This window comes from Dietzia sp. JS16-p6b, assembly GCF_003052165.1.
Classification (GTDB): Bacteria; Actinomycetota; Actinomycetes; order Mycobacteriales; family Mycobacteriaceae; genus Dietzia.
In genome coordinates this window covers 1,048,347-1,075,109 of record NZ_CP024869.1, presented here as the reverse complement: position 1 = coordinate 1,075,109, position 26,763 = coordinate 1,048,347, and the positions used below count along the sequence as shown (strand labels likewise).

The 26,763-nt window shown below is 71.1% G+C and carries 22 protein-coding genes and 1 tRNA gene; 9 read left to right on the top strand and 14 right to left on the bottom strand.

Annotated features, from left to right (window positions below; translation table 11 throughout):
• Nucleotides 1–44: 44 nt before the first annotated feature.
• Genes CT688_RS04860 through prfB form a run of 3 tightly spaced genes read right to left on the bottom strand, consistent with a single transcriptional unit; the run spans nt 45 to nt 2,634 of the window.
• Nucleotides 45–632 carry a hypothetical protein gene (locus tag CT688_RS04860; RefSeq protein WP_107755980.1) on the bottom strand — a complete coding sequence of 196 codons (588 nt, stop codon included), beginning with the start codon at nt 630–632 and terminating at the stop codon, nt 45–47.
• A complete protein-coding gene (locus CT688_RS04855) occupies nt 632–1,528 on the bottom strand; it encodes a mechanosensitive ion channel family protein (RefSeq protein ID WP_107755979.1) in 897 nt (298 codons plus the stop codon). Before CT688_RS04855 ends, CT688_RS04860 begins: the two co-directional genes overlap by 1 nt.
• A complete protein-coding gene (prfB, locus tag CT688_RS04850; RefSeq protein ID WP_017836577.1) occupies nt 1,525–2,634 on the bottom strand; it encodes a peptide chain release factor 2 in 1,110 nt (369 codons plus the stop codon). Before prfB ends, CT688_RS04855 begins: the two co-directional genes overlap by 4 nt.
• Before the next feature lie 166 nt (nt 2,635–2,800).
• On the opposite strand from prfB, the gene CT688_RS04845 reads away from it, so the two are divergent.
• The 4 genes from CT688_RS04845 to CT688_RS04830 all read left to right on the top strand — a co-directional run bounded on the left by CT688_RS04845 (nt 2,801) and on the right by CT688_RS04830 (nt 7,003).
• A complete protein-coding gene (locus CT688_RS04845; RefSeq protein ID WP_107755978.1) occupies nt 2,801–3,610 on the top strand; it encodes an inositol monophosphatase in 810 nt (269 codons plus the stop codon).
• Nucleotides 3,611–3,731: 121 nt separating this feature from the next.
• Entirely contained in the window at nt 3,732–5,138 is a 1,407-nt protein-coding gene (locus CT688_RS04840; RefSeq protein WP_107758009.1) for an acyl-CoA dehydrogenase family protein, read from the top strand.
• A gap of 49 nt (nt 5,139–5,187) precedes the next feature.
• Nucleotides 5,188–6,393: an acyl-CoA dehydrogenase family protein gene (locus CT688_RS04835; protein WP_107755977.1), complete on the top strand. Its 1,206-nt coding sequence runs from the start codon at nt 5,188–5,190 to the stop codon at nt 6,391–6,393.
• A 118-nt stretch (nt 6,394–6,511) separates the two neighbouring features.
• The gene (locus tag CT688_RS04830; protein WP_107755976.1) at nt 6,512–7,003 is read left to right on the top strand and encodes a GAF domain-containing protein; all 492 of its coding nucleotides are present in this window, start codon (nt 6,512–6,514) and stop codon (nt 7,001–7,003) included.
• Nucleotides 7,004–7,022: 19 nt separating this feature from the next.
• Here the strand turns inward: CT688_RS04830 and CT688_RS04825 are convergent, their stop codons facing one another.
• The 3 genes from CT688_RS04825 to CT688_RS04815 form a co-directional block, all read right to left on the bottom strand.
• Nucleotides 7,023–7,544, bottom strand: a complete 522-nt coding sequence (locus CT688_RS04825) for a hypothetical protein (RefSeq protein ID WP_107755975.1) — start codon at nt 7,542–7,544, stop codon at nt 7,023–7,025.
• 87 nt (nt 7,545–7,631) lie between these two features.
• Nucleotides 7,632–8,342: a peptidase S1 gene (locus CT688_RS04820; protein ID WP_107755974.1), complete on the bottom strand. Its 711-nt coding sequence runs from the start codon at nt 8,340–8,342 to the stop codon at nt 7,632–7,634.
• Nucleotides 8,343–8,475: 133 nt separating this feature from the next.
• Complete coding sequence (locus CT688_RS04815; protein ID WP_194861665.1) at nt 8,476–9,078, bottom strand: TetR/AcrR family transcriptional regulator; 603 nt, start codon at nt 9,076–9,078, stop codon at nt 8,476–8,478.
• 160 nt (nt 9,079–9,238) lie between these two features.
• Between CT688_RS04815 and CT688_RS04810 the strand changes: the two genes are divergently transcribed.
• A complete protein-coding gene (locus tag CT688_RS04810; protein ID WP_107755972.1) occupies nt 9,239–10,399 on the top strand; it encodes an acyl-CoA dehydrogenase family protein in 1,161 nt (386 codons plus the stop codon).
• A gap of 50 nt (nt 10,400–10,449) precedes the next feature.
• Here the strand turns inward: CT688_RS04810 and CT688_RS04805 are convergent, their stop codons facing one another.
• The 4 genes from CT688_RS04805 to CT688_RS04790 all read right to left on the bottom strand — a co-directional run bounded on the left by CT688_RS04805 (nt 10,450) and on the right by CT688_RS04790 (nt 14,772).
• Entirely contained in the window at nt 10,450–11,580 is a 1,131-nt protein-coding gene (locus tag CT688_RS04805) for an NAD(P)-binding domain-containing protein (protein ID WP_107758008.1), read from the bottom strand.
• 82 nt (nt 11,581–11,662) lie between these two features.
• Complete coding sequence (locus CT688_RS04800; protein ID WP_107758007.1) at nt 11,663–12,463, bottom strand: enoyl-CoA hydratase/isomerase family protein; 801 nt, start codon at nt 12,461–12,463, stop codon at nt 11,663–11,665.
• A gap of 10 nt (nt 12,464–12,473) precedes the next feature.
• The gene (locus CT688_RS04795) at nt 12,474–13,940 is read right to left on the bottom strand and encodes an aldehyde dehydrogenase (RefSeq protein WP_107755971.1); all 1,467 of its coding nucleotides are present in this window, start codon (nt 13,938–13,940) and stop codon (nt 12,474–12,476) included.
• Between the two features lie 121 nt (nt 13,941–14,061).
• Nucleotides 14,062–14,772: a TetR/AcrR family transcriptional regulator gene (locus CT688_RS04790; protein WP_107755970.1), complete on the bottom strand. Its 711-nt coding sequence runs from the start codon at nt 14,770–14,772 to the stop codon at nt 14,062–14,064.
• Between the two features lie 102 nt (nt 14,773–14,874).
• Here CT688_RS04790 and CT688_RS04785 point away from each other — a divergent pair, with 102 nt between their 5' ends.
• Nucleotides 14,875–17,817, top strand: coding sequence for a crotonase/enoyl-CoA hydratase family protein (locus CT688_RS04785; protein ID WP_159077984.1), 2,943 nt, complete (start codon nt 14,875–14,877; stop codon nt 17,815–17,817).
• Between the two features lie 60 nt (nt 17,818–17,877).
• Here CT688_RS04785 and CT688_RS04780 read toward each other — a convergent pair.
• The 3 genes from CT688_RS04780 to CT688_RS04770 all read right to left on the bottom strand — a co-directional run bounded on the left by CT688_RS04780 (nt 17,878) and on the right by CT688_RS04770 (nt 22,221).
• A tRNA-Met gene (locus CT688_RS04780) sits at nt 17,878–17,954 on the bottom strand.
• 113 nt (nt 17,955–18,067) lie between these two features.
• Entirely contained in the window at nt 18,068–21,058 is a 2,991-nt protein-coding gene (locus CT688_RS04775; RefSeq protein WP_107758006.1) for a UPF0182 family protein, read from the bottom strand.
• A 104-nt stretch (nt 21,059–21,162) separates the two neighbouring features.
• Nucleotides 21,163–22,221: a PDZ domain-containing protein gene (locus CT688_RS04770; protein ID WP_107755968.1), complete on the bottom strand. Its 1,059-nt coding sequence runs from the start codon at nt 22,219–22,221 to the stop codon at nt 21,163–21,165.
• A 79-nt stretch (nt 22,222–22,300) separates the two neighbouring features.
• Between CT688_RS04770 and CT688_RS04765 the strand changes: the two genes are divergently transcribed.
• On the top strand, nt 22,301–23,674 hold the full coding sequence (locus CT688_RS04765; RefSeq protein ID WP_107755967.1) for a zinc-dependent metalloprotease: 1,374 nt from the start codon (nt 22,301–22,303) through the stop codon (nt 23,672–23,674).
• 19 nt (nt 23,675–23,693) lie between these two features.
• Here the strand turns inward: CT688_RS04765 and CT688_RS04760 are convergent, their stop codons facing one another.
• Nucleotides 23,694–24,338 carry a M48 family metallopeptidase gene (locus tag CT688_RS04760; protein WP_231750500.1) on the bottom strand — a complete coding sequence of 215 codons (645 nt, stop codon included), beginning with the start codon at nt 24,336–24,338 and terminating at the stop codon, nt 23,694–23,696.
• A 123-nt stretch (nt 24,339–24,461) separates the two neighbouring features.
• Between CT688_RS04760 and CT688_RS04755 the strand changes: the two genes are divergently transcribed.
• A complete protein-coding gene (locus tag CT688_RS04755) occupies nt 24,462–25,430 on the top strand; it encodes a hypothetical protein (protein WP_231750499.1) in 969 nt (322 codons plus the stop codon).
• A gap of 8 nt (nt 25,431–25,438) precedes the next feature.
• A complete protein-coding gene (locus CT688_RS04750) occupies nt 25,439–26,755 on the top strand; it encodes an AarF/ABC1/UbiB kinase family protein (RefSeq protein WP_107755965.1) in 1,317 nt (438 codons plus the stop codon).
• The last annotated feature ends 8 nt before the right edge of the window (nt 26,756–26,763 follow it).

Here is a 26,763-nt window from a genome sequence, read left to right as displayed (position 1 = left end):
ACTCGGGTCGCCTCGTGCGGCGGGCACCTCGCTACCCGGAGCCTCTACGGCGAGGTCTGCTCGTCGGCGGTCGGACCGGCGGCCGCGCCCCCTTGCCCGGTCTGGGGTTGGGTCTGGGTCCCCTGCGGGGCCTGCTGCGTGGTCGGGGTCCCGGGCCGAGCGGGGGCCGGGGACGTCGTCGGCTGACCCCCGGGTGCCTGAGTTCCCGTGGGGACCCCGGTCGGCGCGGTCGGCGTGGTCGTCGTGGGCACGGTCGTCCCGGTGACCGGTTCCGTCGGGGGGGTGCTCGTGGGGGTTCCCGTCGGCGCGGTCGGCTCGACCTCCGTGGTGGTCGCCGGGGGTGGGGCGGGCGTCCGGATGGCGACGACGGGCTGCTCCCTCACCATCGAGTACAGGATGCCCACCACCACGAACGTCACCAGCAGGATCGCGGTGGTCCGCGACATCGAGAAGAACTCCCCGAGGAGCGAGAGGACCTTCGGTCGGGGGCGACGGGACGGGGCGTCGGGATCGGTGGTCCCGCCGAGACCCAGCGGATCGCTGGTGATCACGGGTTCCCGCGTGGTCGTCGCCGCCGTGTCGTCTGGTGTGCGGTCGTCGGGTGTCGTGTCGTCGTCTCGGCGCTCGGCCATCACGCGCTCCCCTCTCCGGTCTGCGGGCGGACCATGCCCGCCCGGATCGCGGCCAGTGCCTCCGGTTCCAGGACGATGCCCTCCGCGCGGAAACGGCGCAGGATGACCGCGCGCATCCGCCGGCCGACCTCCCACTGCATGCCGGGCTTGGTGCGGGCCAGCAGCCGGATCACGGTCTGCTCCAGGCGGATCGACTGCACTCCCATCACGGTGGGCTCGTCCAGGATGTATTGGCCCACCCGCTCGTCGTCGAGGATCTCGCGGCAGACCTCTGCGAGGACCTCGTGGGCCTTGTCCATGTCGGCGTTGTTGGGCACCGGGACGTCGATGATCGCGCGCGCCCAGTCCTGCGACTGGTTGACCGCGGTGACGATCTGACCGTTGGGCACGATCACCGCCTCACCGTCGAGGGTCCGCAGACGCGTGATCCGCAGGGTGACGTCCTCGACGGTTCCCGCCGTCACCCCCGTCGCCGTGGTGAGCTCGACGATGTCGCCGTAGCCGTATTGACGCTCGGCAAGGACGAAGAACCCGGCCAGGAAGTCCTGGACGATCTTCTGCGCACCGAAGCCCAGCGCCGCACCGAGGACGGTCGCAGGCGCGACCAGCGCGACGAGGTTGACGCCGAAGCGCAGGAGGATCTGGATCCCGAACAGGATGTAGAGAACACCCACGGCGACATACGAGATCACCTGGATCAGGGAGTGGAGGTGCTTGGACTCCTCGGACCAGAATTCCTCGCCGGCGTGGCGTGAGTCTATCCGCCCCGTCCACATCCGCGCGATCTTGGCGATCACCCGGGTCAGCAGCACCGCACCGAGGACGAGGAGGACGACCTCCAGGCCCTCGTTGCCCAACCACCTCAGGATCGGACTGAAATCACTCTGCAGACTCACTCCGCGTCGGCCCCCTCCCGCATCCGCCACCGGATGCCAGCCTCGATGAACCCGTCGAGGTCGCCGTCCAGGACCGCCGACGGGTTGTTGACCTCGAACTCTGTCCGCAGGTCCTTGACCATCTGGTACGGGTGCAGGACGTAGGACCGCATCTGGTTACCCCAGGAGGCGTTCCCCCCCGACCCGAGCGCGTCCAGCGCCGCCCGCTCCTCCTGCTGCTTGCGCGCGAGCAACTTGGCCTGCAGGACCTTCATGGCCGCGACCTTGTTCTGCAACTGGGACTTCTCGTTCTGGCACGTCACCACGATCCCGGTCGGGACGTGGGTGAGGCGGACCGCCGAGTCGGTGGTGTTGACGGACTGTCCGCCGGGGCCGGACGAGCGGTAGACGTCGACGCGCACCTCGTTCTCGTCGACCTCGATCGAGTCCGTCTGCTCCACCACCGGCAGCACCTCGACCTCGGCGAAGGACGTCTGCCGCCGACCCTGGTTGTCGAACGGGCTGATCCGCACCAGGCGGTGCGTGCCCTGCTCCACCGAGAGCGTTCCGTACATGTACGGGTCGTGGACGACGAACGTCGCCGACTTGATCCCGGCCTCCTCCGCGTACGAGGTGTCGTAGACCTCGACCTTGTGACCGGCCTTCTCCGCCCACCGCACGTACATGCGCATCAACATCTCCGCGAAGTCCGCGGCGTCGACACCGCCCGCGCCGGCACGGATGTTGACCACGGCCTCACGCTGGTCATACTCGCCGCTGAGCATCGTCTTGACCTCGATCGCCTCGACGTCCTCCCGGAGCTGCGCCCGCTCGGCGTCCGCCTCCTCGACGGCCCCGTCGCCCTCCTCCTCCGCGAGCTCGTACATCAGCGGGAGGTCCTCGATGCGCTGGCGGAGCTCACGGCACCGCCGCAGGTCGGCCTGGATGTAGGAGAGCTCGCTGGTGACCTTCTGCGCCCGTTCCTGGTCGTTCCACAGGTCGGGGTCGGCGGCCATCTGCTCAAGCTCGTCGACGCGACGGGCGAGTTCCTCGATGTCGAGGACCTTCTCGACCGTCGTCATGGTGGCGTCGAGGGCGGCGATGTCGGCGGAAACGTCGGGGTGCACGGCATCGGAGTCTACGCGGGTCGGCGTCCTCCTCGTGTTCGCCCACCCGCCACCCGCCCGAGGCCCGCCGCACGCCCAGCCGTCGCCTGACGGGGGTAGCGTCGCGGGGGACGGACCCGCTACCGCACGAGGTCGGCGGGCCACTGCGGACCAGCGGAGGAAGCCCATGCCCCCTGAGACCCGCCACCGGCGGCACCCCTCCGACGAGTCCGTCACGGCGATCGCGGACGAGGATCTGGCCGCCCGGCTCGTCGTCGACGCCGGGACCCTGGCGCGCCGTCTCCGTGACGACGGACTGGATGTGCACCACAAGACCTCGGTGTCCGACGTGGTCACCGAGGCGGACAGGGCCGCCGAACACCAGATCACCACGCTCCTGGCCGCCCACCGGCCCGAGGACGGGGTCCTCGGCGAGGAGGGGACCCTCGTCCAGGGGAGCCACGAGCGCAGGTGGGTCGTCGACCCCGTCGACGGGACGTACAACTTCGTCAGCGGTTCCGACTACTGGTGCTCGGCCGTCGCGGTGACCGGCCCGGACGACTACCTCCTGGGGGCCGTCCACCGCCCCGTCACCGGAGAGACCTTCGTCGGGGGTTCGGACGTCCCCACCCGCCGCAACGGCGTCCCGGTGACCCGCCTCACCCCCGGTGCGTTGGCCGCCGGGAGCCTGGCCACCTATCTGCACCCGCCGTTCTTCGCCGACCCCGACCTCGCCGATCCCTTCCACCGCGTCAGCCGGGGCGCGGCGACCATCCGGATGCTCGGTTCGGGTTCGGTCGACCTCGCGGCGGTGGCCTGCGGCGTCCACTCTGTGTGGTGCCAGCACTCGTGCCCGGAGTGGGACTGGCTCCCCGGGCGGGCGCTCGTCGAGGGCGCCGGCGGGCTCTGCGCGACCGTCGAGGTGAACGGTTACGACTGGTTCGTGGCGGGCCGTCCCGGGGCCGTCGAGGACGCGGTAGCGCTTCTCCGGGGCTGAGTTAGACGCCCTGACCTGCACTCGAGACGATTTGAGGGGAAAGTGTGGCGCTCGGAACTTACTCCGAAGTAAGATGTCCGTCGACAGCACCGTCCACCGTCCGTCACGAGAACAGCTGGTGATGATGAGCAAGAATTCGACGTCCCCGTCCACGACCGGACGCGCGGAGACCTCCACTCCGGGCAAGAACCCCACGAGGATCGACGCCATCGGAGCCGCCATGCGCGCGCTCACGACGATCACCGGGTCGGAGTTCGCCGAGCGCTTCAACCTGCGCCACAAGGTCGACCGGGTCACCTACGAGGCCACCAAGACCGGCTTCAAGACCCTCGGCGCCGCCACCAAGTCCTTCAAGAAGGTCTCCGGATCCGGCGCGCCCAAGCGCCTGCCGGACGCCGACTCCGGGTCGAGGCCCGACCTCTTCGACCTCACCCTCGACGACGACCAGCAGATGATCGTCGAGACGGTCCGGGACTTCGCCACCGAGGTCATGCGGCCGGCCGCCCACGACGCCGACCACGCCGCCGAGGCCCCGGCCTCGCTGCTGGAGCGCTCCGCCGAGATCGGCGCCACCATGCTCAACGTGCCCGAGGAGTTCGAGGGCATCGCCTCCGAGCGCGGAGTGGTGACCAACTCCCTGGTCGCCGAGGCGCTGGCGTACGGCGACATGGGGCTGGCCCTGCCGATCCTGGCGCCCTCCGGAGTCGCCACCACCCTGACCCAGTTCGGGTCCGACGCGCAGCAGAAGAGCTATCTTCCGGCCTTCGCCTCCGAGAAGACCCCGGCGGCCGCCGTGGTGGTGGCCGAGCCCCGCCCGCTCTTCGACCCGTTCGAGCTCACGACCACCGCGACCCGCGGGCCGGGAGGCTTCACGCTCAACGGCATCAAGTCGATGGTGCCCACCGCCGGCAGCGCGGAGCTCTTCGTCATCGCGGCCTCCCTCGACGGCGCCCCGACGCTCTTCGTGGTCGAGTCCGACACCGAGGGCCTCGTGGTCGAGGCGGACCCGTCCATGGGCCTGCGAGCCGCGGGCCTGGGACGCCTCGTCCTGACCGACGTCTCGCTGCCCTCCGATGCCGTCTTGGGTGGCCCCGACTCCTCCCCCGAGGACCGGGCCGCCACCTACGCCGACGTCATCCGCCTGTCCCGCCTGGGTTGGGCCTCACTCGCCGTGGGCACCTCGCACGCGGTCCTCGACTACGTGACCCCGTACGTCAAGGAGCGCCAGGCGTTCGGCGAGCCCATCGCCCACCGCCAGGCGGTCGCCTTCGCCGTCGCCGACATGGCCACCGAACTCGACGGCATGCGCCTGGTCACCTGGCGTGGGGCGTCCCGCGCCGAGCAGGGACTCCCCTTCGCCCGCGAGGCCGCACTGGCCCGCAAGATCGCCGCCGACAAGGGCATGAGGATCGGGCTCGACGGCGTCCAGCTGCTCGGTGGCCACGGGTTCACCAAGGAACACCCCGTCGAGCGCTGGTACCGCGACCTGCGCGCCGTGGGCGTGGCCGAGGGAGTGGTGGTCCTGTGATCACCACCCACCCCGCCACCCGCCCCACCCGGACTAAGGAACTCTGACGATGATCAACCTCGAACTCCCCAAGCGGCTCGAGGCGGGCGCCAACCAGGCCCGCCAGGTCGCCACCCAGATCTTCCGTCCCGTGTCCCGCAAGTACGACCTCGCGGAGCACGAGTACCCCGTCGAGCTCGACACTCTCAAGGCCATGATGGAGGCCATGGAGGACGCCGGGCAGGCCGCCTCCGGTGCCACCATGGGGTCGGGCGGCGCGCCGCGTCGCGAGGGCGTGTCCAACGGCGGCAACATGAAGTCGCTCCTCAACATCATCGAGACGTGCTGGGGGGACGTCGGACTCACCCTGTCGATCCCGCGCCAGGGCCTGGGCAACTCCGCGATCGCCGCGGTCGCCAACGACGAGCAGATGGAGAGGTTCGGACGGGTCTGGGCCTCCATGGCGATCACCGAGCCCGAGTTCGGTTCCGACTCCGCCGCGGTGTCCACCACCGCCCGGTTGGACGGCGACGAGTACGTGATCAACGGCACCAAGATCTACATCACGTCCGGTGCCCGGGCCGACCACATCGTCGTGTGGGCGACCCTCGACAAGAGCAAGGGCCGCGCGGCCATCAAGTCCTTCGTCGTGCCGCGCGAGCACCCCGGTGTGAACGTGGACCGGCTGGAGCACAAGCTCGGCATCCGCGCCTCCGACACCGCACAGATCACCTTCGACAACTGCCGGGTCCCCAAGGAGAACCTCCTGGGCGATCCCGAGGTCCGGGTGGACAAGGGCTTCGCCGGCGCCATGCAGACGTTCGACAACACCCGCCCGCTCGTGGCGGGGATGGCGGTCGGCGTCGCACGTGCCGCACTGGAGGAGATCCGGGCGCTGCTCGAGGAGGCCGGGCTGGAGATCGACTACGACCGGCCCGCGACCAGCCAGCCCGCCGCGGTGGCCAAGTACCTCGAGCTCGAGGCCGACTGGGAGTCCGCGTATCTGCTCACCCTGCGGGCGGCGTGGATGGCCGACAACAAGATGCCCAACACCAAGGAGGCGTCGATGTGCAAGGCCAAGGCCGGGCGCACCGGCTCCGCCGTGACCCTGGGCGCGGTCGAGCTGGCCGGCAGCTACGGCTACTCCGAGCGCAGTTTCCTGGAGAAGTGGTCACGCGACTCCAAGATCCTCGACATCTTCGAGGGCACCCAGCAGATCCAGCAGCTGGTGATCGCGCGGCGACTGCTCGACCTGTCCAGCGCCGAGCTGAAGTGAGTCCCTGCCGCGCGCGCGGCTGAGATCGACAGGCGCCCCCGTGGATCGGTGATCCGCGGGGGCGACTGGCGTCAGGCACCATGACGGGTACGGTGCCGCGCGAACAGGAGCAGAACCGATGTCCCCTGACGACGACGTCCCCCTCTTCCGGGCCCCGATGCGGTCGCGGGACGACCGGGTGCCCGACGGTGGCGGAGTCGAGCGCGGCCTGCGCCTCGGCCTCTGCGGCATGGGAGGGCGCCTCGAGGGGCCGTCACCGTCGTCGCTCGCCGAAGCGGTCGACGCCGCCGCGGCGCAGCACGACTCCAGGTTGGCCCGCCGGATCGAGCGGTTCGCCGACGTCCCCGACGGCGTCTACGTCTGGACCCGGGACGTCGACGGCCACTACTGGCTCGGGCGTCTCGCGGGGCCGTGGCGCTACGACGCCTCAGACGAGGCGCACTCGGTGGACCTGGTGCACGTCCGTGAGTGCACGTGGCGATCCGAACCGACAGACCGGTCGAGCGTCCCCGACGCCGTCCTGGCCACCTTCGCGCGCGGTGGCCGCAACTGGCAACGCATCCGGTCTGAGGCGGGCGCCGCCGAGTCCGCCGAACTGTGGGCGAGGTGAGGTCACCCGGCCAGCGCGCCTACCCCGCCAGGGCCGGGTCGACGAACTGCTCGTCCGCCTCGGCCCACACGTCCTCGCGCCCGATCCCGTCCGGGTCGATCCGTTCGACTGTTTCGGGCAGGTACACCATCCTCACCATCTCCTGGCCCTCCGGCTGGTCGCCGGCCGCAGAGTAGGCGGTGATCTCCACGGTCCCCGACCACTCGGAGTCCTGAACGGCGCGGAGAATGCTGATCGAGTCGTCCTGGGCGGCCTGGCTGGCGGCGGCCGGAGTGGCATCCGGCGGCAGGGGGAAGGTGACGGCGGCGAGGCCGGGTTCGAACTCGACGACGGCGCCCTCCACCTCCGCGGTGATGGCGTCGGCGAGCGCGGAGTGGGGGTCCTCCGCCGCGGGCTGCGCGGACTCCTCGGCATTCCCGGTGAACAGGAACACCAGAAGACCCACGACGATCACCACGACGATCAGCCCGAGGATCATGAACAGTCCCCTGCTGGCCCGGTCGCGTCGCTCGGGAGGAACGGTGGCATCGGTGCTGGTCATGGGTTCACCTCTCATCCGGGATGACCCCAGTCGTACCAGGTGGGCCGATGATCCACACCGATTTCGGGCGGTCCGCTCGGCGGGCCGTCAGGCCATCCGGAAACCGCGACCGGGCCAGTTGCGGTCGGTCGCATCGGTCACGATCGCATCGAACGAGTACGCCAGCGCCGGGAGGAAGAAGGGCGACTGCGCGGCGTGGAAGCAGGACGGCAGGAGTGGACCGACGCTGCCGATGGGCCCGGCGTTCGGAGGCATGTGCCCACCGGACAGCAGTCCCACCAGGCGACCGTCGCGGGTCACCGGACCACCGGAGTCCCCGTATCCCGCGCAGGCCTGGCTCCAGAACTTCGCGCCGTCGCGCTGCCACGTGATGCCACAGGTGTGCCCCGTGGACAACCCGTCCTTGCACACGACGTCACCGAACTCAGGGGCGGGACCGCGCCCGCTGACCCCGGGCTGGCGGACGGGGACCGCGGTACCCGGGTCGAGCCGGATCACCGAGTAGTCGAGGATCTCGTTACGCGTCGCGACGGTGCCGATCACCCCGGCTCCCGGGTCGCTCCGGAGGAAGACCGGGGAGTTGATCCGGTCGCTGCAGTGGGCGGCCGTGAAGGCCACCGGGGCTCCGGTGGCGTCATACCCGGCGGCGGTGAGGGTGCACCCGGCCACTCCGTTGACCAGCACCGGGGTGCCGCCGGCGACCGGGACCGCGGCCTGGGCGGCGGCGGGGGCCGCGAGTGCGGTCGCACCGGCCATCACAGCGGTCACGGCGAGCTTGGCCAGGCCGGTGAACCTCATGAGCGTGTCCTTCCCACCCCGGCAGACTGCCCGGGTAAACGCCCTGACAGCCTATCGGGCGCCGGCTCCGGCTGCACGGCGGGCGCGCCCCGCTACTCGCGGCGAGCCAGCCGTCCGACGGGCTCGTTCGGCGTCAGTGACCCTCGACCGTGATCCGGATCGACGGGCACTCGCCCGGATCCCCACCGATGTGGGCCCAGATGGCCTCGACCACGGGCCGGAGGAACACCTCCCCCACCTGGTCGACGAGCGTACGGACCACCTGCACCTTGTCCGAGGCCCTGGTGGAGGCCAGACCCCCTCGCCGCAGGCCCTCGATCTCCCTGGTGGTGAGGTCGACGATCGCCTCCAGCAACGGTGCCCCGCGACCGTCGGGTTCCAACAGGGCCCGGTTGAGGTAGCTCACGAGCTGCGGGTTCTGCCGGAGCATCTCGCGGACCGCGACGTTCCTGGCCTCCACCACCTCCGCCGGCGTCCCGGTGTGTTCCACCGTCGCCAGCGCCCCGACGACCCGCTCCACCACGAGGTCGTCGACGGCGCGGCGCAGGCCGTCCTTGGTGCCGAAATGATGCTGGATCAGGCCGATGGTCACCCCGACCTCGGCGGCGACCCGACGCATCGAGACCCGGTCCTCGCCGTACTCGGCGTACAGGGCCAGTGCGGCGTAGCGGATCCGCGCCCGCGCGGTGAGGTCCCCCTCGGCGGCACCGCCGCGGTCGGCTGTGGTCCCGGCCATGTGCGCCACCCCGTTCCTCGTCCCTCGACCGGCGTCTGCGTCCGGTCGATGTCGGAGACGATACCGCGACCATACGATTGCATAGCAAAGCATGCACTCGTATTGTGGTGGACGAGCGGGGCCGCCCGGGCCCCACGCGACCGACCCCTGGAGATCCCTCGTGTTCGAGACCGCCCCCTACCGCTCCCCGTGGATGACCGACGACCTGGACGCGCTACGCGCCCACACTCGTGCGTTCCTGGACAAGGAGACCGCGCCGAACCTCGAGCGGTGGGCCGCCGAGGGCGCGGTGGACCGAGGATTCTGGAACAAGGCCGGCGACGCGGGCCTGCTGTGCATATCCATCCCCGAGGAGTACGGAGGGGGCGGCGGCACGTTCGCCCACGAGACCGTGATCGCCGAGGAGCAGACCCGGGCGCTCGACGACGGTTGGGGCAACTCCGTGCACAGCACGATCGTCGCCCACTACCTGCTCCAGTACGGCACCGAGGAGCAGAAGACCCGCCTGTTGCCGAAGCTGGCGACCGGCGAGATGGTGGGGGCGATCGCCATGACCGAGCCCGGAGCGGGTTCGGATCTGCAGGCGCTGCGCACCACGGCGGTGCGGGACGGCGACGACCTGGTGGTCAACGGCGCCAAGACGTTCATCTCCAACGGCATGCACTGCGACCTGCTCATCATCGTCGCCCGCACCGGTGGCGAGGGTGCCCAGGGGCTGTCGCTCCTGCTGGCCGAGACCACCGACCTCCCGGGGTTCGACCGCGGGCGCAAGCTCGACAAGATCGGCCTGAAGTACCAGGACACGATGGAGCTGTTCTTCGACGACATGCGGATCCCCGCCGCCAACATCCTCGGCGGCGAGGCGGGCGAGGGCCAGGGCTTCATCCAGCTCATGCAGCAGCTGCCCCAGGAGCGCCTCATCATCGCCGTCACCGCCGTCGCCGCGGCCGAGACCGCGGTCCGCCTCGCGGTCGACTACGCCAAGGAGCGCGAGGCGTTCGGCAAGCCCATCCTGAAGTTCCAGAACCTCCGCTTCGAGCTGGCCGAGTGCAAGACCGAGGCCCTGGCGGCCCGGACCCTCCTGGACCACTGCATCTCCCTGCATCTGGAGGGCAAGCTGGATCCGGCCACGGCGTCGATGGCCAAGTACTTCTGCACCGACAAGCAGTGCGAGATCATCGACCGCTGCCTGCAGGTCTTCGGCGGCTACGGGTTCATGACCGAGTACCCGATCGCCCGGATGTACGCCTCCGCCCGCGTGCAGAAGATCTACGGCGGGACCAACGAGATCATGAAGGAGCTGATCTCCCGGACCCTCTGAGCCCCACCACCCTGAGCCCCACCACTCCGAGCCCCACCACCCTGAGCCTCTCAGAGTTCGGACACGATCGCGCGGACGGCGTCACGGCCCGCCCGGTTGGCCCCCACGGTCGACTGGGACGGGCCGTAGCCGATGAGGAACAGCCGCGGCTCGTCGAGGGCCCGGCCGTCGGCCACACGGATCCCCCCGGCCGGGGTCCGGAGGCCGAGTGGCGCGAGGTGGGCGACCGCGGGCCGGAACCCCGTGGCCCAGAGGATCGCGTCGGCGGGCTCCAGCCGGCCGTCCGGCATCCGCACCCCGTCGGGCTCGATCCGGGTGAACATCGGGTGCCGCACCAGCGCCCCGCGGGCCTCCGCCCGATCGATCCACGGGGTGCGGTACATGCCGGTCACCCGGATCACGCTCTCGGGCGGCAACCCCGTGGCCGTGCGCTCGGCGACCGCCGAGATGGCGGCCGAGAAGTTCTCCGGAGGCGGGCCCGTGGCCCACTCGATCTCCCGCCGGGTCACCCACAGGGTGTCGGCCCCGCGCGAGATCTCCTCGAGCAGTTGGGTGGCCGAGATCCCCGAGCCCACGATCACCACGCGCTGACCGGCGAACTCCTCCGCGCGGACGTAGTCACGGACGTGGAGCTGGCGCCCGCGGAAGCTCTCCCGCCCGGGGTAGTACGGCCAGAAGGGCCGCGTCCACGTCCCCGTGGCGTTGATGACGTAGCGCGCGTGCCACACCTCGTCGTCGTGGCCCCGCGCACCGTCCCCGCCAGCCCTCTCCCCCGGAACCCCGGAGGTGGCGACGACGAGGCGGCCGCGCCCCGGGCCGCCCTGCTCGTCCGGGGCGCGGCGCACCTGCCTCACGCGCACGGGCCGCCGGACCCCGAGGGAGAAGCGCTCCTCGTAGTCGGCGAAGTAGGCGGGCAGGACCACCCGGCTGGGCGCTCCGGGATCCACCTCGGGCACCGGCGCGCCGGGCAGCCCGAAGATCCCGTTGACGGTGGCCATGGTCAGCGACTCCCAGCGGTGCCGCCACGCCCCGCCGGGGCGGTCCTCGCCGTCGACCATCACGAAGGTCCGGTCGCCGGCGGTGGCCCGGTCGGCGGGGACGAACCTCCGGCGTCGCAGGTGATATCCGGCGGACAGGCCCGCCTGACCGGCGCCGATCACCACCACGTCGACCTCTGGCATCACCACATCATCGTCGCGCACCGGCCCTCCGGGCGTGCGGCGCGCGCGGGACGCCCGGGCGGGCGGCCGATGCCCTCCGCGGTCAGGCCCCGTCCGGCAGCCCGGTGAAGTCCGCGGGCCGGCCCTCGGCGAACGCGGCCAGGGCCTCGGAGTTCGCGGGGCCGCCCATGAGGTCGGCGAAGCACTGGTTCTCGCGTTCGCGCGCCTCGGCGATCTGGCGGGCCAGCGGCTCGACCATGGTCCGCTTGACCGCCCGCAGACTCGAGATGGGCAGCCTCGCCAACCGTGTTGCGTGCTCGGTGGCCACCCCCAGCAGGTCGTCGGGGGCGCACAGCCGCCACACCAGGCCCATCTCGTGCGCCTCGGCGGCGCTGATCCACTCCGAGGACAGCAACACCCACGCCGCGTTCTGCCGCCCGACGAGCCGGGGCAGCAGGTAGCTCGAGGCGGCCTCGGGCGCCACCCCGAGGCTGGTGAACGGGCACTTGAGACGGGCGTCCTCGGACATGAATACCAGGTCGGCGAACCCGATGACGGTCATGCCGATCCCGAGGCCGAGGCCGTTGATCGCCAGGACGAGGGGCTTGTCGAACCCGGTCAGGGCGTCGATCAACCCGAGAAACCCGTGCTCGCCGGGGACGAAGTCGGGATCGGTGATCCGCTGGGCCATCTCGGCCAGGTCGGTCCCGGCACTGAACGCCCGCCCCTGCCCGGTGAGCAGCACGACCGCCACGGTGGGATCGTTCGAGGCCTCGTGCAACGCGATGGTGAGCGCGTCGTACAGGGCCTCGTCGAACGCGTTGAGCGCCTCCGGTCGCGCGAGCGTCAACGTGCGGACGCGGTCGGCGTCGCGCACCTCGAGCGGCGTCGTGTTCTCTCCCACCACGGCGGTATCAGCCGTCGACCGCGGGCGCGTCGAGGTAGACGGACTTGACCTCGGTGTACTGCGCCAGGCCCTCGGGGCCGAACTCGCGGCCGACCCCCGATGCCTTGAAGCCGCCGAACGGGGCCGAGAAGTCCATCGTGTACGTGTTGACCCCGTAGGTTCCGGTGCGGACCCGACGCGCGACGCCCAGCCCCGCCTCCCGGTCCGCGGTCCACACGGTTCCCGCCAGACCGTAGTCGGAGTCGTTGGCGATCCGGACGGCGTCGTCCACGTCGTCGTAGGCGATCACGGACAGAACCGGACCGAAGATCTCCTCCTGGGCGATCCGCATGGAGTTGTCGACCCCCGCGAACACGGTCGGTCGGACGTACCACCCCGAGTCGAGGCCGTCCGGGCGGCCGGTGCCACCGGTGAGCAGCTTCGCCCCCTCCTGCTGCCCGATCTCGATGTACGACGACACCCGTTCCTGCTGCCGCTGCGCCACCATCGGGCCGATCTGGGTGTCGGGGTCCATCGGATCGCCGACGACCATCGACCCGATCCCCTCCGCGAGTGCGCCGGCGACCTCGTCGTGCCGCTCGCGGCTCACCAGGATCCTGGTCTGCGCCACGCAGGCCTGACCCGAGTTCATCACGCCCAGGAACTTGATTCCCTCGACGACGCTCGTGAGGTCGGCATCGTCCAGCACGATCGCCGCGGACTTGCCTCCGAGCTCGAGCGAACAGCGCTTGAGCTGCTCGCCACAGATCGCCCCGATCTTCCGGCCCGCCGCGGTGGACCCCGTGAAGGCCACCTTGTCGACCGCGGGGTGGCGGACCAGGTGCTCGCCCACCTCGCGGCCGCCCGCGACGATGCTCACCACGCCCTCCGGCACCCCGGCCTCGATGAGCAACTCGCCCAGCAGGTAGGTGTCGAGCGGGGTCTCGGGGGCGGGCTTGATCACGATCGTGCAGCCGGTGAGCAGCGCCGGGATCAGCTTGGACAACACGGTGAACTGGGGGACGTTCCACGGCGGGATCGCCGCGACCACGCCCACCGGCTCGTGGCGGACCAGCACCTCGCCCCCGAGCACGCCCGGCCGGGTCTCCTCCCACGGGAACTCCCGGGCGATGCCGACGAACGCCTCGATCTGCATCCAGGGCGCAGGAGCCTGGGCGAGCGTACTGAACGAGATCGGTGACCCCATCTCGGTGGAGATCAGGGTCGCCATGTCGTCCAGCTTCGCGGCGTAGAGAGCCGAGAGACGGGCGACCACGTCGATCCGCTCCTGGGGGCTCATCCGCGGCCACGGGCCGGAGTCGAACGCCTCCCGCGCCGCGGCCACGGCGGCGTCGATGTCGGCGACCGAGCCCTCCGGGACGCGGGCGACGATCTCCTCGGTGTGGGGGCTGACCACCTCGATGACGCCGTCGGTCGCGGGTGAGCGCCACTCGGTACCGATCAGGAACGCGTCGCGGTCGAGGGAGGATGTCATGGTGGGTCTCCTGCTGTTGCCGGGTGGGGTCCTGTCGCAACGGACATGCGAACAGACACCTGTCCAACCTAGGCGGTGCCGGCCTCGCCCGCGGCGGTTCCACGGATTCGGCTCGACCGGCTCAGCGGAGCGCCGGCACCCGTCCCCCGTCCGTCCGGGCCAGCTCCCGGACGGCGATCTTCCAGGCCTCGACCACGGCCGAGGCTCCGACCCTGGGCTGCAGGGTCCCGGCCAGGTGGGCCCCCGTGAGCAGGTCGATGGTGAACTGCACCAGCATCGGCGCGCGCGGATGGTCCTCCCCCGCCAGACGCGTGACGTTCCGGTGCACCGTGCGGAAGATGCGTTCCTGGAGAGGGATGAGCGCCCGGCGGAGCTCGGGATCGGTCCGGGAGGCCACCCAGAGCTCGAGGGCCACCGTGAACGGCGGACCCTGGAGCTCTTCCCAGACCAGATCCACCACGTCGTCCCAGCTCGTGGCCAACGGCACGTCGTCGCGCGCCCCGGCGTCGGGGTCTGCGACGGCGTCGGCACCGTCGCCGGCACCGTCGTCGGCACCGTCGTCGGCTCCCACGCGAGCCCGGACGCCGAGGCCCGTCGAGGTCAGGACGCGGAGCCGGCGTTCGACGATGTCCTCCACGACCCCGGCCATGAGCGAGCCCCTCGTGGGGAAGTGGTGCAGCAGCGTGCCCCGCGCGACCCCCGCGCGGTTCTGCACCTCGCCGACCGTCGTCGCGCCGTAGCCACGGTCGAGCAGCGACTCGTACGCGGCCTCGAGGAGCTTCGAGCGGGTGGCGGCGGACCGCTCCTGCTTCGGACGACGGGGGGCTGCCATGGCCGAGACATTACTCGGGCCACCGCCGCGGCGACTTGCCGCCGAGTCGGTCCGATCGGCATGATTCAGCAAAACAGTCTGACCAGACGGAAAGTGGCATCCATGTCCAAGAGATCGCGCATGAAAGGCCTCGTCGACACCGGCCGCACCCTGGCTCCTGTGCTGGCCCGGACGGCGGTGACGCCGCTGGCGGACCTGGCCTCCCGGATCATCCCCGGCATCGGTTCGACGGCGCCCGCTGCAGACGTGACCGTCCCCGCCCCCGAGGGCATCTCCGGCTATGCACGGCAGGTCGACGTCGCGCGCGCGATCAGCGCTCCGCCGACCGCGATCCTCGACGTGGTACTGGACACCACCCGGACCCACGAATGGCTGACCTTCCACCTGTCCTGGCGTGGAGAGCGGGACGAGAAGCTCACCACCGGCGGGCAACTCGTCCAACAGATGACTCTCATGGACATCCCCGTCCAGGTGCGGTGGACCGTCGAGAAGGCCGACGAGACCGGGGTCGAACTGCGCGGCGCGGGCCCCATGGGCATCACGGTCGGCCTGTGGTGCACTGTCGTGCCCGCCGCCGACGGCAGCGCGGTCCGCCTCGACGGCGCCCTGGACGGTCCGCCGGTGCGCGGCCCGGTCGGCCTCTCCGCCGTCCGCAGTGTCGAGGCGGCCCTGACCGAGTCGCTCGACGCCCTGGCGGGCCTCGTCGACGGCGGTGGCGGGCCCGGGCGCTACGCGGACGAACCCGTCCTCCACGAGCGCACCGGCGAGATGCTGGACCCGTCGACCCCGGTCCTCATCGGCGTGGGCCAGATCGTCCGCCGCGACCCCGATCCGGACACCGCCACCGAACCGGCCGTCATGTCCGTCGAGGCGCTCCGGGCCGCCGCCGCCGACACCGGCGCCGAGGGGCCGCTGCTCCCCCGCGCCGATCTGGTCTACGCGGTCCCCAGCGCCTCCTGGACCTACCCCGACCAGGCGGGGTTCGTGGCCGAAGCCGTCGGAGCGGAGTCCGCCGAGACCGTGCAGACCTCTCCCTACGGCGGCGACGGTGCCCAGCTGGCCGTCAACGACGCCGCCCAGCGGATCGCGGACCGGGCCGCCCACCTCGCCCTGGTCAGCGGAGCCGAGGCCGGGGCCACCGTCGCGGCGCTCCAGTCCCGGGGCCGTGAGCCCCGCTGGACCACCCAGGACCCGGACCGCGGCCCCGACCGGGTGATCGGGGTCGACCGGCCGGCCAACAACGAGGCCGAGACCAGCGTCGGGCTCGGCGCGCCGATCTACGTCTACTCGCTCATCGAATCCGCTCTGCAGGCCGACTCCGGCGAGACGGCCGAGGCCCACCAGCAGCACATCGGGGACCTGTGGTCGCGCCACAGCGCCATCGCGGCCCGGAACCCGTTCGCGTGGGACCCGACCGCCCGCACCGCCGAGGAGATCGCCTACCCGAGCGCGTCCAACCGCACCGTGTCCGCCCCGTACACCAAGCTCATGTGCGCCAACCTCCAGGTGGACCTGGCGGCCGGGGTGATCGTGGCCAGCGTCGCGGCAGCCCAGGCGCTCGGGGTCCCCCAGGACAAGTGGGTGTTCCTGCACGCCGGCGCCTCGGGCACCGACGAATGGTTCGTCTCCGAGCGCGCCGACCTGACCCGCTCTCCCGCGATCGCCGCCGCCGGCGCGGCCGCGTTCGATCACGCGGGCATCACGGCGGACGACCTCGGCCCCGTCGACCTCTACTCGTGCTTCCCCTCCGCCGTTCAGCTCGGCGCCCGCGCCCTCGGCCTGCCCTGGCAGGACCCGTCGCGGCCACTCAGCGTGACCGGCGGACTCACCTCGGCCGGCGGACCCGGCAACAACTACGGCCTCCACGCCGTCTCGACTCTCGTGCCGCTGCTGCGCGAGGACCCGGATCAGGTCGGACTGTCCACCTCGCTGGGCTGGTACGCCACCAAGCATTCCCTGGGCATCTACTCGGGCACGCCGCCGAGCCGCCCGTTCGCACACCTCAGGCCCGCGATCGAACGCCCCGCCCCGCGCCCGGCGCGCACGGAACTCGACGGTCCCGCGGTGATCGAGGCCGTGACCGTCCCCCACGGTCGCGACGGTGGCGCGGAGGGAGTCGTGGTCTCCGCGATCACCCCGGACGGCGCCCGCGTCCTCCTGCGGCGCGAGAGCGCCGACGACATCGCCGCGCTCACCTCCGGTACCCCGCTGCGTCGGACCCTGCGTCTCGACGGCGACCGGGTCGTCGTCGAGGGCGAGCGGCAGGAGCTCCCGGAACCGCCCACGGCCCCGGTCCTCACCCGACGCGACGGCTCGGTCTGGGTGATCACGCTCAACCGCCCCCACGCCAAGAACGCCATCGACCACGCCACCGCCGTCCAACTGGAGCGCGCGGTGGACGACGCCGAGGACGACTCGAGCGTGCGCGCCATCGTCCTCACTGGCAGCGGCGACACTTTCTGCGCGGGCATGGACCTCGCCGGGGCCCACCGCGGGCAGGTGCCGGTCACCGACCGCCGCGGTCCGCTGGGCCTGACCGCCGAGCCACCCACCACGCCGACGGTCGCCGCGGTCGAGGGACCTGCGCTCGCCGGCGGATTCGAGCTCGTGCTGTGCGCCGACCTCATCGTCGCCGCCGAGAACGCCACCTTCGGCCTCCCCGAGGTCACGCGCGGCCTCCTCGCCGCGGCCGGCGGACTGTGGCGGTCGGCCACCCGTCTGCCGAGGCCGGTGGCCCTGGAACTCGCCCTGCTCGGCGACGCCCTCCCCGCCGCGAGGTTGGCCGAACTGGGAATGGTGAACACCGTGGTACCCGAGGGCAGGGCCCTGGAGACGGCGATGGAGACGGCCCGGCGCATCGCCGCCAACGCCCCCCTCTCGGTGAGGGTCGGCAAGAAGATCGTCGACGAGGCACCCACCTGGAGCCCGGACGAGGCGTTCGGACGCCAGAGCGAGATGGCCGGCCCCGTGATCCTGTCCGACGACGCCAGAGAGGGCGTGGCCGCGTTCGCCGAGAAGCGGGAGCCCCGCTGGACCGGCCGCTAGCCACTTCGCCGAAATAGCCTCAGGCCCGGCTCCCCTGTTGGGGAACCGGGCCTGAGTGCGTGGTAGCGGGGACAGGATTTGAACCTGCGACCTCTGGGTTATGAGCCCAGCGAGCTACCGAGCTGCTCCACCCCGCGTCGTTTGCGTCTATGACACTACGTGCCACTCACCGCGGAAGGCAAATCGGTGAACGCGGAACGACCGGAACATGACTCAACTCACACTGCGGCTGCCATTCATGCAGGTCAACTCAGTTCCCGAGGGCCTGGTAGGCGTCGACGGCCTCCTGCAGATCCTCCAGGGCCCGGCCCAGTGAGGACAGGTCCCCGCCCTGGGCCGAGCGGACCGCATTCAGCGCCTGGTTGATGTCCCGCACGGCTGCGGCACGCGCGGCTTCGTCCGTCCCCCCGGTGGCCGGGGCCGCCGGGCGCGGAGCGGTGGCAGCGGTGGGAGACGCGGCGTCCTCCGCCTCGGCTTCCGCCTCGCCGCTCTCGTCGATCCGCACGACGTCCGGGTCGGCCTCGATACCCACCTGGCGCAGCGCCTCGTACAGCGTCGGCGCGTAACCCACCGCGCGGTCGTAGCTGACCATCACGCGGAGCAGCCTGGGGAACGCCGAGTCCTGGTCCTTGCGCTGCGTGTAGATGGGCTCCACGTACAGGACGGAGTCATCCGCCAGCGGCAACGCGAGCAGGTTGCCCTCGGTGATCTCGGCCGTCTCGCCCCACAGTCGGCGGTCCTCCGCGATCGCCGGGGAGGCGATCATGATGTCCTGCGCCTGGTTGGGTCCCTGCGCCAGGGGTTCCGTGGGCCGCTGCACCCGGACCGTGATGTCGCCGTAGGTGTCCAGGTCCGAGCTCGCCGACATGTGCGCCGCGAGGAACTCGCGCTCGTACCCGCGGAACGCGGAGATGAGCTGGAACGAGGGCTCGTCCGACTCGGGGTCGGTCGGATCGGAGACCACCACGTAGTACGGCGGCTGACTCGGCCCCTCCACAGGACCGGCATTCGCGGCCTGGGTACCCGCAGGTCCACCGGCCGGCCCACCCGGGGGCGGGGTCGGGTTCTGGATCGACGAGGTCACCGTGGGATCGGACGGCACCGACCAGAAGGCGTCGTTGGTGAAGAACTGACCGGGGTCGTCGACCTGGTACCGGGCCAGCAGCTCACGCTGGACCTTGAACAGGTCCTCCGGGTACCGGAGATGCTGCTCGAGCTCCTCCGAGATGGCCTCCCGGGGCTGCACGATCCCGGGCAGGGCCTTCATCCAGGTCTGCAGCACCGGGTCCGACTCGTCGAACGCGTAGAGGTCCACCGTGCCGTCGTACGCGTCGACCGTGGCCTTGACGGAGTTGCGGATGTAGGAGACCTTCTCGTCCGGCAGGACCCGACCGCCGGCCTCGTTCGTGGAGTCGGCCGTCATGGCCTCCAGGGAACTCAGTTCGGCGTAGGGATACGTCTTGAGCGTGGTGTAGCCGTCGACGATCCACTTGATCCGGCCGTCGATCACGGCCGGGTACGTGTTGGTGTCGGTCGTCAACCACGGCGCGACCTTCTGGACACGGTCCCGGGGGTCGCGGTCGTAGATGATCTTGGAGTCCGGGCCGATCAGACTGGACAGCAGGATGTTTCGCTCGGCGAACCTCAGCGCATAGGCCGTGCGGTTGAGCCAGTTGCCGATCGGGACACCGCCCTCACCGGTGTAGGTGTACTGCTCGGTGTCCGTGTCGTACTCACGGGGACCCTCACCGTTGTCGCCGACGATCGCGTAGTCGGGGTCGGCCTGGGCGATGAGCGGACCGAAGTAGGTCCGCGGCTGGGTCACCGGGATCACCATCTCCTGGCCGCTGTTGATGGCCTCGAGGTCCGAGATCTGGAAGTTCGGCAGGCCGCCGCGGTCCGAGCCCGCGTCGTCGGCGATCTCGTTGACCCGGTTGGCGGGCGCGGAGACGAACCCGTTGCCGTGCGTGTAGACGGTGTGCCGGTTGATCCAGTCTCGCTGATTGGCCTGCAGGGACTCCGGGTTGAGCTCGCGCGCGGCCACGAGGTAGTCCCGCATCTCACCGTCGATCGTGTACCGGTCGATACCCAGCGTCTCGGGGAAACCGTAGAAGTTGCGCAGCTGGTGAAGCTGGGTGAAGGTGGGCGAGAGCACGTTCGGGTCGAGCACGCGGACGTTGGACAGTGTCGTGACGTCCGACCCCGCCTCCCGCGGGTTCGGATCCGCCGAGCCCCAGCCCTCGATGTACGTCACCCGGTCGTCACCGATGTCGTACGCGGCCCGCGTGGCCTCGATGTTGCGGGCGATGTACTCCCGTTCCTTCTCGGCGCGGTTGGGGTTGACCGAGAACTGCTCGACCGCCAGCGGCCAGACCGATCCCACCACGAGCGCGGAGAACAGCAGGAGCACGGTGGCGAGCGCGGGGATCCGCAGATCCCTGATCACGATCGCGGAGAAGAAGGCGATCGCACAGACGATCGCCACGGAGAACATGAAGATCTTGGCCGGGATCAGGGCGTTGACGTCGGTGTGTCCGGCACCGGTGAACGTCGCGTTCTCGCGGAACAGCAGCTCGTACCGGTCGAGCCAGTACGCCGCCGCCTTGAGCAGGATGAACAGTCCCGCGAGACTGACCAGCTGGATCCGCGCGGCGCGGGTCAACGCCCCTTCGCGCGCACCGGGTCGGAGCCCACCGAACAGATAGTGCGTGACGAGATTGGCGAGGAACGCCAGGACCACGGCGACCATGAGCCAGGTGACGAGCGATCGCCACAGGGGCAGCTCGAACGCGTAGAAGGAGATGTCGATCCCGAACTGGGCATCGGTCTGCCCGAACGGGGTGGAATTGAAGAACGCGAGAACCGACTGCCAGCCCGTCTGAGCCACGGAACCGGCGAGCAGTCCGAGCCCGACGGGGACCCAGAGCACGGTCTTGGCCGGTGAGTCGCCGAGAGCGGCCCGGTACCTCGCCAGCACGTCCGGCATCCCCGGTTGTGCCAGGAAGACCGGACGGTACCGGTAGGCCAGCAGGATGCCCGCGGCGACCGCGAGTCCCACGAGCAGGGCGACCACGACGAAGAGACCGATCCGCGTGAGCAGCTCCGTCCTCATGACGGTGGTGGCGTCGACCGAGGAGAACCACAGCCAGTTCGTGTACGTGGAGTTGATCCTCGGTAGCACCTGGATCAGGACGATGAGGATGACGATAGAGATGGCGACGGCTCGGCCGCGACGTGAGATCGCGATCGGCCGACCGGGATTACCGGGCGGACGGACACCGGGGAAGCTCCTGGACTGCTGGGGCGGACATGCTCGTGGAATCCACCTTACGGAAAAGCCCCGGCTCACCCGCAGGTCGGTGGCTGCCCCCCGGAAACGGCCTCCTCCAGCGCCTCCAGCGCGCCCCGGAGCGTGTCCACCTCGATCAGGCGGATCCCTCCCGGTGGGTCCTGCACGGCCTCCGCACAGTTTGCGGACGGGACGAGGAATTCCGTGGCCCCCGCCTCCCGGGCGGCCCGGATCTTGTGGGTGATCCCGCCGATCGGGCCGACGGTGCCGTCGGGCCGGATGGTGCCCGATCCCGCGACCTGCGCGCCGCCCGTCAACTCCCCCGGTGACAACTTGTCCACGATCGCGACCGCCAACACCAGCCCCGCCGAGGGGCCCCCCACGTTCGGGTCGATGTTGATGTCGACGTCGGTGCCGTCCGCCGGTGTGTCACCGACGAGGATGCCCAGGCGCCCCTGGTCGGGATCGCCGTCCGGACCGGCGGGCTGCAACGTCGTCGTCGTCGTCTCCTCGCGCCCGTCCCTGGTGAACCCGATCGAGACCTCCTCGCCCGGCCGCCGGGCGCTGACCTGCTCGACCACCGCGGTGGCGTCGGAGACCCGCTCGCCGTCGATCGAGGTCAGGACGTCACCCTCACGGAGGCGGTCGGCGGCCGCGCCCTCGGGGTCGACGGCCTCGACCCTGGGCTGCATCGGGATCCCCAGGTACCTGTAGGCGGCGGCCTCCGCGGAGTTCTCCGAACCCACCATCTCGGCGGCGTTGGACTCGCGGACCTCGTCCCGGGACCGTTCCGGGGGGAAGACCTGGTCACGCGGGACCACCACCTGCACCGGGTCCAGCCAGAACCTCGTGGCCTCGAGGAGGGTGAGGTTGTCCCGGACCGCGACCGTGGTCATCCGCAGCGCACCGGAGGTCTCGTCCGCCTCCCTGCCGCTGATCTCGATGACGGGGACCGTCTCCACCCCGTCCTCGCCCTCGACACGGACGTCGCCGAACGTGTCGTAGGTGGGTCCGGGGCCCATGGACACGAGCGGAACCGTCGCGGAGGTGGCCAGGACGAGCAGCAGCACCGCCGGGACCAGAGCGGCGAGGAGGGTCAGCAGTCGGCGACTCACGGGGGCAAGGGTAGTCCGCGAGCCGATACCGTGACGTCGGGCCCGGACCTGCGCACCCGAGGGGCTGTACCGTTGTGGCATGAACCAGCCCTTCGGTTTCTCCGCTTCCGATGACGACGGTCGCGACGACGACCGGAGCCGCGACCCGGGCGGCCCCGGCGGTTTCGACCCCTCCCAGTTCGGCCAGTTCGGTCAGATGCTCTCCCAGTTCGGTCAGATGCTCGGCTCCATGGGATCGGCGATGACCGGACCCGGCTCCACGGGCCCGGTCAATTACCAGCTCGCGCGCACCGTGGCCCTGCAGGCCCTCGGACGCACCCCGGTCGTGTCCGAGGCCTCCCGGACCGCCGCGCAGGAGTCGATCCGCCTCGCGGAGCTGTGGCTGGACGAGACCACCGTGTTCCCCTCCGGCGTCCACCGGACCGAGGTGTGGACGCCCCAGCAGTGGGTCGAACAGTCCCTGCCCACCTGGGAGAAGATCTGCACCCCGGTCGCCGAACAGATGAACTCGGCCACCAAGGGGGCGATGCCGGAGGAGGCGCGCCAACTCGCCGGACCACTACTGGGGATGCTCGACCAGATGGGCGGCATGGGCTTCGGGATGCAACTCGGTCAGGGACTGGGCAAGCTCGCCCCCGCCGTGCTGTTCTCCTCTGAGGTGGGCCTGCCGTTCGCGGACGACGGTGTGAGCGCCCTGTGCCCGACCGCGATCGACGCGTTCGCGGAGGAACTCGACCTCCCACGCCAGGAGGTCCTGGTGTTCCTGGCCGCGCGGGAGGCCGCCCACATCCGGTTGTTCGCGGGCGCACCCTGGCTCCGGGCGAGGGTCCTGGCCACCGTCGAGGAGTACGCCCGCGGTATCCGGGTCGACACCTCGGGACTGGACGACCTCGCCTCCGGTCTCGACCCGTCCATCCTCCAGGACCCCGCCAAGCTCCAGGAGCTGCTGTCCGGCGGGGCCGGTGCCATCGGGCCCAAGGTCACCAATGTCAACGAGGCGGCGCTCGGCCGTCTCGAGACGCTGCTCGCCCTGGTCGAGGGCTGGGTCGACGCGGTCGTCACCGCCGCGGTCGGCGATCGCCTGCCCAGCGCCGACAAGCTACGCGAGATGTGGTTACGCCGTCGCGCCACCGGTGGGGCGGCGGAGCAGGCCTTCGCCGGTCTCGTCGGTCTCGAACTGCGCCCACGCAAGGCCCGGGAGGCCTCGGAGCTGTGGCGCCGGGTCTCCGAGGCGGTGGGCACGGACCGCCGGGACGGCCTGTGGAGCCACCCGGACCTGCTCCCCGTGGGCGAGGACCTCGAGAACCCGGCCGCGGTGATCGACCGGCTGCTCGACGAGACCACCGGGGACCAGTCCGGGGTCGACGAGATCGAGAAGTTCCTCCGCGAGTCCGGGGGCGGTCCCGGCACGGGATCCGGCGGCGACGCGAACGGACCGGCGCGGGACTCCTGAGCCGCCGGCCCGTCTGAGGTCAGGGGCCGTCGTCCTGCACGAGGTCCCCCACCGCCTCGCCGCCATCCGCGGCTCCGCCGGACCCCGGCGCGAGAGTCCTGGAGTGGGCCTCCAGAAAGCCCATGGCACGCTCGGTCCGCGGATAGCGTCGCACCACCTCCCAGAAATCCGGGGTGTGTCCGCCGGGCACCACGAGATGGGCGAGTTCGTGCACGACGACGTAGTCCAGCACGTACGCGGGGACCTCCCGCAGCGCCTCGCTGACCCTGATCTCCCCCGACGCGGGGGAGCACGAGGCCCACCGGGTGGTCATCGCGGGCACCCACCGGATCGACCCAGGTCGCGCGCGTCCGTCCATCCACCTGTCCGACAGCGAGGTCGCACGTCGCATCAGGTCCTCGTCGGACGCCCTGGCCCCCGACCGCCTGGCGGAACGACGCAGTCGCGACAGCATGTCGGCGACGAGCCGACGTTCCTCGGCCCGGGGCAGCCCGGCCGGCATGAGCACCACCACGGCCCCGTCCTCCACTCGCGCGGAGACCGTCCTCGTGCGACGACGCGACCGCCGCACCTCGATCCTGGGGTCATCAGGGCTGGTGGGCAGCCCGTCAGCGGGTACCGAACCCTGATCGACGTCGGATTCCGGCTGGGGCGTGGGTGACACGCCGACCACGCTAGACGACGGGCGACCTCTCTGTTCTCCACAGGTCGCACCAGGTGCACCGGGCTGTGGACAGGCCGCCGACGAGCGTCCCCGCGACGACCACGTGCGTGCCACGATGTGCTCGTGTCATCAGCGACCCCCTCCGGAGTGCGTCCACCCCACACCGCGATAAGACCCACCCCGCGGGATCCCGTCCGGGCCGTCCTGCGGGCCGGGACCGTCGTGGTGGTGAGGGACCACGACTCGGTGCAGGTGGGACTCGCACCGGACCGCGCGGTCGTGGTGGCCGCCCCCGGGTCGTGCGGACCCCGGGGTCTGGCGGCACTGCTCCTCGAGCTCGAAGGCGGGTCCGACCTCGACGACGCCGCCTCCCGGGCGGGGGTCGACGCCGCAGATCTCCCCGCGGTCGCGGGGATCCTCGTCCGCCTGGCCGAACTCGGCCACGTCCGGTTCCTCGGCCCGCACACCGCCACCCCCGAGCCGGTGCCGGCCCCGCGGCCGCCCGCCGTCCGGCAGATCCACATCCTCGGCAGGGGACAGGTATCGGAAGTACTGCGCGGACCGCTGTCGGTCAACGGTTGCCGGGTCACGACCAGCTCCGACCCCGGTCTGGCCTTCGACCCCGACCGCCCGCCCTGGCACCGGCGCGGTCCGGTACCGGACCTGGTGGTCCTCACCGGCTCCGTGGCGGCGGATCCGGTGGTGGTCTCCGCGCTCACCCGGACCGGCCAGTCCCATCTCCACGTGCACACCCGTGACGGACGAGTGGTGGTGGGCCCCACCGTCATCCCCGGACTCACCCCGTGTCTACGCTGCGTCGACCTGTTCCGTGCCGGGCGCGATCCGCGGTGGCCGTACGTGGCCGCGCAGCTCGTGGGCCGGTCCCCCGCTGCCGGTGTGCCCGCGCTCACCGCGGCCGCCGCACTCGTCCTGGCCGAGGTCGCCGCCAGTCGCGTAGAGGACCACCCCCTCCAGACCGTCGGCGCATCCGTCGAGATCAACCCTGCAGAAGGGCTGTGGAGGAGATTCGAGTGGCCGGCCTCCGAGCGCTGCACCTGCGGCGCGGCGACACAGGGGCATCCTCTGTCATGATTGGAAGCGTGCCCGAACTCCCCCGTACCTCATCCCGCCGAGCAGCTCGCCTCGCAGGCCTGCCCCTGGGAATCGCCGGACGAGCCGCGGGGTCCCTGGGGCGTCGTGCCCTGGGCAGAAGCGATGGTGTGTTGACCGAGGAGCTCGCCGACCAGGCGGCAGACCAGGTCTTCGCCGTTCTCGGAGAGCTCAAGGGCGGGGCCATGAAGGTGGGACAGGCCCTCAGTGTGTTCGAGGCCGGGATGCCCGACAAGTACGCCGGGCCGTTCCGCGAGGCGCTCACCAAGCTCCAGGCGGAGGCGCCACCACTTCCCCCCGCGGAGGTGGAGAGGGTCCTCGACACCCAGCTCGGACTGCGGTGGCGGGAGCGGTTCGCGGAGTTCAACACCTCCGCGGCCGCCGCGGCCTCGATCGGTCAGGTCCACCGCGCGGTCTGGTCGGACGGCCGGGAGGTGGCGGTCAAGGTGCAGTACCCCGGGGCCGACGAGGCGTTGCGATCTGATCTGCGTCAACTCCGACGGCTCGCCCCACTCCTGCGACCCCTCACCCCAGGCACCGACGTCAAGGGGGTCATCGACGAGTTGTACGACAGCGCCGTGGCCGAACTCGACTACCGGGGTGAGGCCGACACGCAGCGGGTGTTCGCCGCCGCGTTCCGCGACGATCCGCTGATCCGCGTGCCCGCCGTCCTCGCGTCCGCCCCGAAGGTCCTGGTCACCGAGTGGGCGGAGGGGCGCACGCTCGGCCGGATCGCCGCGAGCGGCACGCAGGACGAGCGCGACCGTGCCGGAGAGCTGCTGACGGAGTTCCAGTTCTGCTCCCCCACCCGCGCCCGGATGATGCACGGGGATCCGCACCCCGGCAACTTCCTTCTCGCCGACGACGGGCGGATGGTGGTGTTGGACTTCGGTGCGTCGTTGCCCCTGCCGGAGGGCATGCCCGCGGCCCTCACCTCGATGATGCGGCTCGCTCTGGCCGGGGAGGCAGACGAGTTGGTCGCCTTGATGGCGCGGTCAGGGTACGTGGGAAGGGGCGGCGTGGAGCCCGAGGACGCGATGTCCTTCCTCGACCCCTTCATCGAACCGATGCGCACTGCCGAGTTCCACTTCGACCGCAAGTGGTTGCAGGGGATCATGGCCGTCTACGGGGACGTCTCCGGCCGGGAGTTCCGGACCTCGCGGTCGTTCACACTGCCCCGCGACTACGTCCTGATCCATCGCGTGCTCTCGGCGTCGGTCGGCATGCTGTGCCAACTCGAGGCCACCGCGCCCTACCGGGAGATCGTCCACCGCTGGATGCCGGAGATCTTCCCCGACGAGGAGTGACCCGCACC